This window comes from Chroococcidiopsis cubana SAG 39.79 (genome assembly GCF_003991895.1).
GTDB classification, from domain to species: Bacteria; Cyanobacteriota; Cyanobacteriia; order Cyanobacteriales; family Chroococcidiopsidaceae; genus Chroococcidiopsis; species Chroococcidiopsis thermalis.
The window spans coordinates 1-11,584 of the sequence record NZ_RSCK01000141.1 but is presented as its reverse complement, the minus strand read 5'-3'; the positions used below and the strand labels follow the sequence as shown (position 1 = coordinate 11,584).

13 protein-coding genes are annotated in these 11,584 nt (G+C 43.4%); all 13 read right to left on the bottom strand.

The genetic code is table 11. The annotated features are described in order from the left end of the window. Positions 1-307 precede the first annotated feature (307 nt). The gene (locus DSM107010_RS42620) at positions 308-1,861 is read right to left on the bottom strand and encodes a GMC oxidoreductase (protein WP_106171103.1); all 1,554 of its coding nucleotides are present in this window, start codon (positions 1,859-1,861) and stop codon (positions 308-310) included. Positions 1,862-1,969: 108 nt separating this feature from the next. Next, on the bottom strand, positions 1,970-3,325 hold the full coding sequence (locus DSM107010_RS34675; protein WP_127025138.1) for an ABC transporter substrate-binding protein: 1,356 nt from the start codon (positions 3,323-3,325) through the stop codon (positions 1,970-1,972). A 320-nt stretch (positions 3,326-3,645) separates the two neighbouring features. Next, positions 3,646-4,389 (bottom strand): class I SAM-dependent methyltransferase, encoded by a 744-nt coding sequence (locus DSM107010_RS34670; RefSeq protein ID WP_106168767.1) that lies wholly within the window; start codon positions 4,387-4,389, stop codon positions 3,646-3,648. Positions 4,390-4,848: 459 nt separating this feature from the next. Next, entirely contained in the window at positions 4,849-6,060 is a 1,212-nt protein-coding gene (locus DSM107010_RS34665) for a nitric oxide synthase oxygenase (protein ID WP_181246440.1), read from the bottom strand. Then, positions 6,050-6,310 carry a hypothetical protein gene (locus tag DSM107010_RS34660; RefSeq protein WP_106168766.1) on the bottom strand — a complete coding sequence of 87 codons (261 nt, stop codon included), beginning with the start codon at positions 6,308-6,310 and terminating at the stop codon, positions 6,050-6,052. Before DSM107010_RS34660 ends, DSM107010_RS34665 begins: the two co-directional genes overlap by 11 nt. Positions 6,311-6,438: 128 nt before the next feature. Continuing rightward, the gene (locus DSM107010_RS34655) at positions 6,439-6,984 is read right to left on the bottom strand and encodes an HPP family protein (RefSeq protein ID WP_106168765.1); all 546 of its coding nucleotides are present in this window, start codon (positions 6,982-6,984) and stop codon (positions 6,439-6,441) included. Positions 6,985-7,412: 428 nt separating this feature from the next. After that, positions 7,413-7,637: a hypothetical protein gene (locus tag DSM107010_RS34650; protein ID WP_127025135.1), complete on the bottom strand. Its 225-nt coding sequence runs from the start codon at positions 7,635-7,637 to the stop codon at positions 7,413-7,415. Further along, positions 7,616-8,017, bottom strand: coding sequence for an MFS transporter (locus DSM107010_RS34645; protein WP_127025132.1), 402 nt, complete (start codon positions 8,015-8,017; stop codon positions 7,616-7,618). The genes DSM107010_RS34650 and DSM107010_RS34645 overlap by 22 nt, the downstream gene beginning before the upstream one ends. A gap of 162 nt (positions 8,018-8,179) precedes the next feature. Next, positions 8,180-8,869: a CIA30 family protein gene (locus DSM107010_RS34640; RefSeq protein ID WP_158631943.1), complete on the bottom strand. Its 690-nt coding sequence runs from the start codon at positions 8,867-8,869 to the stop codon at positions 8,180-8,182. Positions 8,870-9,191: 322 nt separating this feature from the next. Continuing rightward, positions 9,192-10,220: a hypothetical protein gene (locus DSM107010_RS34635; protein ID WP_127025129.1), complete on the bottom strand. Its 1,029-nt coding sequence runs from the start codon at positions 10,218-10,220 to the stop codon at positions 9,192-9,194. A 107-nt stretch (positions 10,221-10,327) separates the two neighbouring features. Beyond that, positions 10,328-10,585: a DUF4278 domain-containing protein gene (locus DSM107010_RS34630; protein ID WP_106168761.1), complete on the bottom strand. Its 258-nt coding sequence runs from the start codon at positions 10,583-10,585 to the stop codon at positions 10,328-10,330. Further along, entirely contained in the window at positions 10,554-10,751 is a 198-nt protein-coding gene (locus tag DSM107010_RS34625) for a hypothetical protein (protein WP_127025126.1), read from the bottom strand. Before DSM107010_RS34625 ends, DSM107010_RS34630 begins: the two co-directional genes overlap by 32 nt. A 57-nt stretch (positions 10,752-10,808) precedes the next feature. Further along, on the bottom strand, positions 10,809-11,081 hold the full coding sequence (locus DSM107010_RS34620) for a DUF485 domain-containing protein (RefSeq protein WP_106168760.1): 273 nt from the start codon (positions 11,079-11,081) through the stop codon (positions 10,809-10,811). Positions 11,082-11,584 lie beyond the last annotated feature (503 nt).

The window sequence follows — 11,584 nt, the reverse complement described above, 5'->3', positions numbered from 1 at the left end:
AAGTCTCTGTTGAAGATCTACGTGGCTGGTTTACTCATTGCTGTTATTGTACCTCAGTAGACTAGAAAATGCTCTATAATCGGCGGCATAAAAATTCAGGCAAGCAACAAAAATACAAACAGTGTTTCCGTGCAAATTAGTACTTTCTATTCATAAAGTTAGCCTTATTATTGTTAGTATAAATAGCTATATTGATTGATATATACGTAAAACACATCTATCACTACATGTAGTGGCTATCTACACTTTACTCAGTGCATCTTGAGCATTACTCAAAATCTATTTTCAACTCCTTAGTCGACGTGGCTCACGAAATATCTGAGGTGATTCGATCCATACAGCGTTCTGCCAAAGCTGCAATAGTCAAGGAAGGATTTGTACAAGCTGTAGAGCCAGGAATAAGTGCACCATCAACGACATAAAGCCCTGGATAACCAATAACTTGCCCGTATTCATCGCAGACTTTTCCTAACACTGCGCCTCCCAATGGATGAGCTGTTAACGCGTTACTAGTATCAGATATAGTGATATCAATATCAGGATTCTTCTGGTTAAAAATACTATAAGTCAGCTTTATAGCTGACACTATTTCAGGGTCTCCAGGCCAGGTTAACCGAACAGAATCTGTAGCCGCATCATATCCAAATGTCCCTTTTGGTTGTGGTATGGCTAAACCAAGAAGTTGTGTTGTTCCGTCAGCCCCAAAAGGATCTAGAATATCCTCAAGGACGACCGGACCTAGAGGATTGTCGAAATGTTCGAGAACAGCAGCAGCAGGTCCCCCTTTACCCGATACAGGTGGCAAATTTGAAAGAACGCTAAAGATATCTCCATTAGTGCCCCAGTATTTGCCAACATAGTCGTTCAACTTAGGTAGCGTGCCTGTTGCTTTAGCCTTGACCAAGAGTTTAGAAGTCCCCATAGAACCTGCAGCTAAAAACAAATAGCGACAGGTGAAGGATTTTTCTACAACAGTTTCTCCTGTTTCATTAATCTGGCGGCACAGAACCTGATAACCATGTCCAGGTACTTCAGTAATTGTTGTTGCTAAATGCAATGGAAGTATTTCTACAAATCCTGTTGATTCTGCTTTAGCTAAGTAGTTGCGATCGAGACTATTTTTAGCTCCGCTATTGATACCAAACCAATGATTGCCAATAATAGCAGAAGGTCTTTTAGTTCCATCAATCTCTTCACGAACTATATTCCAATCTACAGCTATGTCGTACAGACGATTGGGAAAGCCAGCAGTCGTTGCTTGTTCGAGGAATAACCGCGTTCTATCGTAATAAGGAGTTGCCAGAATGTCTGGGGGAATAGGTGCCGGATTCAAGATAGAACGCACGCGAGGGTAATAAACCTCATCCAATTCCTCATAATCAATTGAATCAGAGAAAACCCGCTCGAAGAGTTCGCGGGCAGGCTGATAAGTAACTGCGTTGTAAACGAGTGACCCACCTCCAACACCAGCTCCACAATAAATAATAATATCCTCTTCCGCCAAACCCTCTAAAACTCCCGTGTATACATCTATAGGTGTCCCATAGTAAGTTGTTTGGCTCAGCCAAGTGCTTCGACCATCAGGCTTATCAAAAGTTGCAAAAGTATCTTGCTCAGGTGTAATAAGCCAACGACGACCTCGCTCCAGTACGACTGTATCGATCCCTGCTTCCCCTAAACGTAGAGCTGCAACAGCTCCTCCAAAGCCGCTACCGATAACTAGAGCGTCTACAGCTTCATTTTTTACAGTTTGAACGCTAGCACGAGTAAGACGAGCATAAGCTAGTGAAGTGACTAAACTAGTGGAAAATAGAGCAGCATTTTGAAGAAAGTGACGACGGTTGCAACGCTGATGAAGCATACATAAACTCCCTATAGTAACGAGTACAATTAAAAGTAACAGTCGAGTCAGACACACCTAGCAAAGCTAGATATGTCCGACCATACCTCACTCTTAGTAGCAACCAAATTATTTCGGACTAACTTTACCGATCGTGCCTAAAGTCCCATCGTCTTTGACCGTCCAAACATCATAGACTCCAACGACATCACCGTTGGCATCAATATCGACATTACCGCTAGCGCCTTGATAATTGATATCTTGACCTTTACGCAGTAATTCTAAACCTTTGCAAACGTCGGTGACTGCCGTACCTGGAGCGTTAGAAACTTCCCGTAGTTTACTAGCGATGCCTTCCCCAGTATTTGTCTTAGCTGCTTGAGCGGCAAGGACGAGCAGTGCTGTTGCATCCCAACTTTGAGGGACGTATTCCCCAACCGCTTGATTCTTCTTCTGTTTCCACATCTGCGTTAAAGCTGACAATGCTTTACCATCTGCACCAGGCACGGTTCCAATCGCCCCAGTGACAATATATTTACCGTCATCTTTCTTACCAACTTTTCCAGGGAAGGTGGCGGACTTCACGCCGTCAGTCAGCATCACCTGTACTCCCTGCATCAATCCTTGTTCGTATGCAGATTTTAGCAAGATGCTACCTGTCTCTTCGTACATCACGGCAATCACTGCTTGGGGTTTACCAGCGAAAGCAGATGCGGCTTCTGTTTCAAACGTGGTTGCTTTAGGATCGTAGCGAGTTGGATTATTTTCGTTAACTATAGTTCCACCTAACTTTTTAAAGGTTTGGACAAATGCTTTTTCAAAACCTACACCGTAGTCGTTATTAATCGCTACCGTCGAGACTTTATTAAAACCTCGTTTTTTCGCTAATTGAGCCAGGGCTTCAGCTTGGTAAGTATCGGGGGGAGCTGTCCGCGCCCAAAAGCCTTTGAATTCTCCTTTTTTAGCTCTGTCAGTAAAAACAGGACTAGTACTACCAGGCGAGATCAACGGCACTTTATTTCTGACAGCGATCGGGACGGCGGCACTAGAAACGCTACTAGCAAAAGAGCCAACCACACCTGCTACGCGATCGACGTTTGCTAGTTTCGTCATCGCTGCCGCACCCTTACGCGGATCGGTTTCGTCATCTTCTGCCACTAAGGAGACAGGCGCGCCGTTGACACCACCGCAAGCATTGACTGTCTCGACAACTAAGGGAACAGCAGCCGACATTTGTTGTCCGATGGGACCGAGATCGCCCGTGGCGGGAAGAAGGGAACCAAGCTTCAGTGCTTGAGTACTAGCTTGTACGTTTGTGACTCTCTCAGATCCTGCCCCAATGGAATTAGCAATTGTTTCAGAATTAGTGCTGGTTATTGTGGTTTGTTGACAAGCAGCAGCAAAAAAGCCGAGCGAGAGAGTAGCGGTAGCCAGGGCAAGAGTACCCGATAAGCGTTTTACCAAAGCAGGGTCGTTCGTTTTCATTCAGTTGTTTATCCTCTGTGCGACTGAAAATTACTTATCTCAGATTATTCTTGCATAACTGAAAAAGAATATAGCTCGAATTATATCGATAAATCTAGTAATAATTGAGCTTGTATCTTATGGAGTAGTATAGGCAATAAATAGGTACTCAAAATACTTTTAAATCTGAAATTATTCCTAAATTAATCGGCGAACAAGAATCTATCAAAAATCTCAAAGTTTTAGTCAATTGGCAAAAAGCACGGTCTATCGATCGCGAGTTAAATACAACATCATTCAAATTATTTCTTAAGGTTATTTCAATTGAGAATCGTATAACTTTATTTGTAAAAACACAATAGCTGCCAGAATTCGAGACTATCTTGATAGAGGCATTCGCTCCAAGAGAACCCATGTTTTAGCGCTAGCTGTTGTAGCGTTTTTTGGGTTTCGGGAAAGTCACTAGAAATTATGTGTGTCTCAACACTCACAACTTCTTGAGGGGTCAGTGCCGTCCAATCTTGGCGCACATTCTTTAAGTAGCGGTCAATATAGGTGATTCGATCCTCTGCCTCTTGACGAACGATATCGATCAAGATCAGAACACCATCAGAATTAAGCAGTTGGAATAATTGACCGATTAGATCGGATTTTTGTGTCAACTTTAAATGGTGCAGCGAGAAGGAAGCCAAGATAATATCAAAACTTTGTTGATGAGTGCCAAGTAGTTGAGGAACTAATGCTGTAAAATCACCTGTAATGAGTGTTTTTGGGCAAGGAAGTACGGCTAGACTATCTTGTGCGATCGCGATCGCTGCCTGAGAGAGATCGATACCATAATAAGTGTGAATAGAGGTTCCGAGTAAAGCTGGAACCGTGATACTTGCGTCACCACAGCCGAGGTCGAGCAGTTGAAAGGGCTTTTGAACTCGGTGAAGTAAGAATTTGTGTAGAACATTGTAAAGTTCGCGATGTTTTATGTAGTCGTTTTGCAAAACTTTTTGATAAATCTGCCAGTTGTCGTTGAAATATTCGCAAGGTTGGAAGGGTACACTAGATAGTTCTAACTGTGTTCTATTTATCATTATTTTGCTCTAAGTCGATGGTTATGTTGGGAAAGCTTTTTACTATTCCCAATAGTGGTCTACTTTTCTAGCTTTTATTTTTGCTAACGGTTCATCTGATTTTGTCTCCACACCTCGGCGATAGGAAAGAAAAATATTAAGCATCCAATATTAGAGTAGAGGAAAGCACTTTAGGGAGCTATTTCTCCAGCCCAAGTAGTAGAGCTTGTATAAGGAACCCGTGCGTTGAATCTACATTTTAAATCTCTGAGAACCTACATCTGTTTACACGACACTATATTGCGATCTGCTTTAGAGAGATTGCTCAATCCGTCCTTTTTACATTCTTCACTGAGTGAAGGAAGTGTGTTCTTGTAAAGTATACCTCGGTAGCAAGGAAATTCCACGGCTTGTACCTCTTTAGAATGAAAAAAAGTTTGCTTTGCGACCGTCTCATACAGCTTCCGCTGTGTTGACAATCTAATGGAAAGGACATTGCTTTGGTTGTGAATTGTTAGGAGCAGTCGCAATGGAAAGAGAGTGTTTCTTGTTCCGGTCTTTCCAAGGCACAGGCAGTGGAAAAAAGTTTGGTTTGAGACAAATATTTTGCATTTCTTGATGGAACACTTCCGTTGTAGAAGCAGAAAGTGGCGGCACGATTCTACCCCAGTCCGCAGGCACTATCCGTCCAGCCTCCGCTTCTCGATGCCAGTGCCGCATGAACTGAGCGGACGCTGTGTGATGATCGACGATCGTCACACCACAGGTCGTAAAAGAATGCAAAACGGCTCGATTCAGTTCGATTAATGCCCAATCTTGCCACAGCGACAGTTTTGAGCGCGTATTTAATCCCATTCGTTGCGCGATCGCCGGTAACAAGTTGTAGCGCTGCACATCTCCAAAATTGCGGGCACCAATTTCAGCACTCATGTACCAACCGTTGAAGGGAGCGCAAGAATAGGAGATGCCGCCAATCTCTAATCGCCAGTCTGAAACGGCAGGAAGCGCGTGCCATTTGAGACCGAGTTCGGCAAACCACTCATAATCGGGGTGCGTAATGGGAACTTCCATTACGGCTGATGGCGGCAATTCAAACAGTTGCGGTTTCTGTCGGGGCATCTGAATAATCAACGGCAGAACGTCAAATTGAGTGCCTTGTCCTTGCCAGCCAAAGTGTTGACAAATTTTGGTAAGTTCAGCTTGGGCGGGATCGCCGACAATCGCACCGTTAGCTTGAAGATATCCGGCATAGCGAATTAGCAGTGGATTCCAAATGCGGATACCTGGTTGTCCAGGTGAATTGGGCGCAAAAATGCTGATCGTTGAGCGAATATTTCCGCCGTTGGTCGCCTGTTGAATGTGATCGACGATCGCGGCAAAAATCTCCTCTGCCGTGGTGAGATGGCGCAGATCTCTCACCCTGAGCGACTCCCAAAAGATACGTCCAATGCAGCGCGTGCTGTTGCGCCAAGCTACTTTAGCACCATAAATCAATTCATCTTCGGTCTGCCAGTAAGTAAGCGATCGTCGATAGTCGTGCTTAATCTCGACAAGACGTTCCTGCAACTGAGCTTCTGGAAGCGACTGTTCTCGATAAAATAAGTGGAGATAGTCTTTTGCTTCCAGCACCAACATCGGCTCCGATTCGATCTCTTCAATTCTTTCGCGGTTCTGCTTTCTGCTAAGTTCCATGATGTTCTGATGATTGTTTAGTAGAAGCGACTGCCGTTTCAGGAGAAGTTGTGGCAAAAGAACTGGGAGGTTCTTTTAAGAAAAAAGCACATAAGCTAGCACAAATTAGAGCTGTAACGCCCATGCTGCAAAACAGAGATTGGGCATTAGTGAGGCTGTAGATCAGCAAATAAACCACGCCACCGACATTACCATAAGCACCCACGTTTCCCGCGATTTGTCCGATTGCAAACTTGCGGATTAATGGCATGATGCGCTTATGTTGCTGCTCCAGCTCCAGCTTGGACAAAATAGGCGCAGAGCATCGTTACCCCGATCGCAACAGTAAGATTTGAGCGATTGTCAAGCTTACCCATGAGCAAGTAGCCCCAATAAATGCTATAGCCAATGTTTTGGGTATGTTCTTTCTTCAGCTAAATTATTAAAAATTACCGCGCACAGCACGAAAATCATCGAGCCTTTTAGGGCAGGTGCCCACAAAAACTGCCAGTTAGGTTGGGTTATCATGACCACTAACGCAACGGCTCCTGCTGGGGGATGTACAGTTCCGGTAAGCTGCATAATCCCGATTGAAGTCGAAACAGCCATTCCGATTGTCAAAGGAGAAGAACCAAGAAAATGCAGAATCATTAAACTCACAAGTGCTGCTAAAAAATTCCCACCGATAACATTACGAGGTTGAGCTAACGGGCTATCAGGGACACCAAAAATCAATACACTTGTAGCACCAAACGGAGCCATCAGCAACGGAGAATTCGTTTTTGCAGTAAGATAAGCTGTTATGGCAATCGCAAAGAAACTACCGAACCAGCTCCAAAAAACGTGCCGATGATGAGGTCGATCGGTCGTGCAGGATTGCCATCTGCCGAACGTTTTGAACCAGTATTTTTCCCACTTTAACTGAGCTTTCTTATAGTCGAGCATAAACTACTTATCTAACCTCCGGAATTTTGTGGAAAGAGTGCTTCGCTGCAGTAAAAGCATTATGCTCAATTTGCCACCTTATTATTTGTGGCAGCGGTGGACGCTAAGGGGAACGTACTGGATAGGTCGTTGCAACGACAGAGGGATAGTCCTGACTTGGGTGTAGAAATCTTGAATGGAAGGGGCTGAGCGATCCCATAATTTCCCGATTTTCTTGCCAAGCTTTGTAGAACTGAAATACATACCGTAGTCCCAGCAAGACCTAGATATACTGAACTTGAACCTATCTCAAGTATTGGATGTTGTTTTGAGCTAGCGGATAGGTTAGTAATTCTAGCAAAACGAGCATCTCTAAATCCAACAGCGTCATTGCTCAAAAACTACGCCTGCTTGTAACTTCTAATCCACCGTGTCGCTCAGGACGCTGGTTAGATCTCGTCAAGTGTTTGAGCATAACTCCAGTAAATGCTACCGTAGATAGCTGTTACAAAACTGATCGCAGCGAACATAATCCGCCAGTTCAATGTTCCACCTGTGAAATATGCGATCGTCAAGGCTAGCACTGGCAGACAAAACCCAGAGGCGGCTGCACCAAAGTTACCCCAACCGCCATAAATTCCTTGCGCTAGACCTATTTTTTTGGTGGAAACCATTCTGCCACCATGCAAACGCCAGCCACAAATCCAGCTCCCATGATGCCGTTAATCAGACTACTCCAAACCAGTTGATGAAAATCATGTGCAGTTGCAGTCAGCAGGCAAGGAACTATGGCAAACACGAGCAATGCCGAAAACGTTAATCGAGGTCCATAGCGATCGAATACTATGCCAATCAGAATACGAGCGGGAATGGTAAGTGCCAAATTGCAAATTGCTAAGACTTTCAGTTGCGGTAAGCTTAGGTACAGTTCGCGCTGGATCGTTGTTGCAAAGGGAGCAACGCTAAACCAAACCACAAATGAGATAAAAGAAGCGAACCAATTGAGATGGAGAATACGGTAACGATCGCGAAACGAGAATAAAGCTTGCAGCATGGTTTGCTCCTTTTGCAGGTTTTAGGCGATCGCAGACTTATTTTGTTTAAGATTTAGCGATTGAGGCATCAGCAGAAGTGGAACTGGGTATACAGTGTCGGTGCAGGGAATGGGTACGTCCAAGTCCAATCGGCAGGTGGGTTTAAAAGAGAGCTTCTGCCTTCATGAATCTTTGTTGGTTACATATATTTTAGAACCTATTTCTAAGTCAAAGTTTAATGGAATTGGTGCAGAAGCTTCCTGCTTGCTTCTTAAAATCCTAAAAGAAGGCGATTGTATCCGATCGCGATGTAATTCCAACCCATCAACCGGTCTTCCACGAAACATCGGTATAAAGCTACTTAAAGGTAGCTTCACTTTTGTCCAGTTTTCCCCAACCTCAAACTCTCGGTCAAATGCGAGTTCACCAGTATCGCGATCGGCTTGGTCATCTTTAAGTGCTAACGTGTAAACTATGTTAGGTTTTTTTGACCTAGCATAAAACTCAATGTACTTGTATGGACTTAAATCTAAGGATAAAGGTGTTTCTGCAATTGCAAATCCGACAAGTCCAATAGGACTATCAATAGCAGCAAGTTTGCCCCAAAATTGTAGTGTGCGATCGTCTATGACTAATTCCGCTGAGGTACTACCAACCGATGGTCTTTCCGTTTTATCAGTCAAGACTGTCCAAGGAACTTTAGCAGTTGACAACACTAGTCTGGAGTCTTGAAAACTTCTAACTTCCACGCTGGCGTTTTTTGAATTGTCAAGTGGATTTTGTATCTGACTCATTGCCTTAATAACAAAGAGTCCAAGACTCAATAATGTGAGTGCTATCGAAGCAAGCCATATAGCCAGTAAGCGAATCATTCTCACGTTCATACTCTGTCAATATCTAGTATTAGTTAGTGTTTACTTAGCTCGACTTTATCCATTAGGCAGCATAGCAGAGCAAGTCATTCCAGCATTCCGACAATGCTTTAGGTACTTTAATCATCTTCAATCTGACGTTTTCTGGTCTGCAAGAGGTCTACTAACTGCGATCGTCAAGATTGCGGATCTCAAACTCTAGGAGCGCGAGACAAGTCTATTTTCCTAGATGCTCCAACATGGTAGACGCTGCGATCGCAAAATCTAGGTGCTTCTCTTGTCCTCCCGCTCTCCGCTGCTAAGCTTGCAGTAACTGCCGCTTTTACAATTCGCTTTCTGATTCAGTAACCTCGCAGTATTTCTCTATGCAAGTCAAAATATTTTCTTCCAGGGAAGAGAAAGTAATCTGCTTGCCTATTCTTTCTACAAGCTCGGCTACTTTTGGCTCCTTACGTAATTCAACATTTTCTTGTATTCGTTCTAGCCGCTCCCAATTTTGCTGTAACTGTTGCTTTGCATTTGGTAAGTCAATCTTCTTTAGATGGTTTGAATTCACAGTCAAAGTACTATTTTGTGACTCAACAGTTACTGTCCGATCCTTTAACTCTTTGGCGAAGCAATAAGAGCCGTTGTATTTCTTCTTCTCACCTTTAAGTTCTTTCAAGATAAACACATCATCCATTTGCCAATCCTTTGGAATCGGCTCTGAGAAATACTCTTCGATAATCTTTTTAACATCCGAAGCAGAGGGGATCTTACCATTGGCTACTTCTACAGACTTTTTCCATACCTCCCACTGCATTTTTGGAGACTTTAATTTGCCTAAAGCTTTAGTTTGCTCCAAGTTGGTAGGAAGGATAATGCTTGAAGTTTCATCGGGATGATTTTGACAATGGACAATTCTCATTTTGTCCATATCATTTTTGATGTTGAAATGTTGAATACAATTATCGGCGTGACGGCTACCAATCCCGTGAGTATCTTGGCAATAACGATGGAACCTCGTTCCGTGCGTGGAGCGATGCAGCTTGTGCTTTCGTATTGGGTCAAGTAATTCACCTAGTCGATAGTGTAAATTATCGCATTGATAGTGTAAATTACTACATTGCTCCAGGACGTTCTTTATCTCCTCCTCCAAACGAATACGTTCGCTGTGCTCCTCTGGGGAGAGCGATTTTGATTGTTTCGCTCGCTTTTTTTGGGCAGGTAGTTTTGCTGGTTCCGATCGCTTTTTTTGGGCGGATAGTTCTGAAATTTTTTCTAGATCAACTTTTCCAGGTGCAAATCCATTGGAATCTTGCGAAGAAGGGGATTCAGTTACAGGACTATATTGAGTTTGGTCGAAATCCATATTGCTTACCTAATTTACTATTTCAAAACAGAGACACGAGAAAGGATGCGAGCGCTTTAACTGAGGTTTGTGGAGCATCTTACTGATTGAGCGAGTGCGGTATCTCCTCAGATCTTTCTGTTGACATAAAGGATGATGCCTTGATGAACCAACTCAAAGTATGTAACGCCTCGATAAGTCAATTTATGAGATACCAGTGTTGCAGGCACTTGGGCAAATTCGGTTGGAGGATCGACGCAATAAGCCAAGCCACGATATCTGGCGCGATCGGCTGTTCCAGGTTCACGAGATTGAGGGCTTGGATAACCTGAACCTTGAGAAGAAAGATGGCGTTTATATGGTACACCGCGATAGCTGAGATTCATGTGTCACCTGATAAATTCGCAATTTTCGTTGTTCTAGTTCGTCAAACTTGTGGATGGCTGAGCGATCGCTAGTTATAAAAGAGACGACAATCGCCGCAATAAAGGAAAGAGGAATTGAAACAATAGCTGGATTTGCCAGGGGAAAAAGTGCTGTAGGTTGGTTCAAACTACCCTTTTGTACAGAAGAAAAAAATTGCTATGGGTTTAGCTGGAGCAAATGTATTCACCATTCATCCTCATGTGATTGTGATTTGAGGTTGTAATAGTTATTTGCCCTATAGGGAAAAATCAAGATCCATAGGGCAACAATAACCATGGCTCCTAGCGAAATTCTGAGAGAAAGCCCAAGAACTAATAAATTGCCAAGAAGTGGTTTGTTGTATGCAATCAGGACAAGCAAGCTGAAATAGATAGTCGTCACGATCGCTGTCAGCCATAGAGATAGCCGCCAGCGTTGCTTAGCTAAAGTCATAAGCGCTCTTTTTCGCTCGTCCATAATTTTACTTTTGGTAAGATTAACTACACAGTGTTAGGAAAGAGTGCTAAGCTCAGATGTATAGCCAGCTTGAATTTCACAAGCAAGATAGGTAAAGCAATTCTCAGTTGGATGAGGTATGTGTATCTAAGGCAATTTGCGTGCCTGCGGATGTATTGCATATACATGGGAATCGTTATAGGACGTGTTTACAAACTACAAAATCGATAGATATAGATTTTGATCCGCTAAAATTAACTCCCGATCGTGCGTGTGTTTTTATGCAGCACGGGGATTATCGTAAAATTTCTTTACAATTTGAGTTTGCAGACAAACCCAGATGCAATACGAGAAAAATCAAGAACCAGTGATTTCCCACCTGTGCAAGCAACCTTGGCTCACGCTGTTTATTTCTGACTTGGAGTACGGGCGCTATTCTGTGTACCCTTACGACTTCTGAGTTCGTCTACTAATCCGGCACTACCAACTATTGGCTGTTGTCGAAGTAGTTCTAAACCAACACC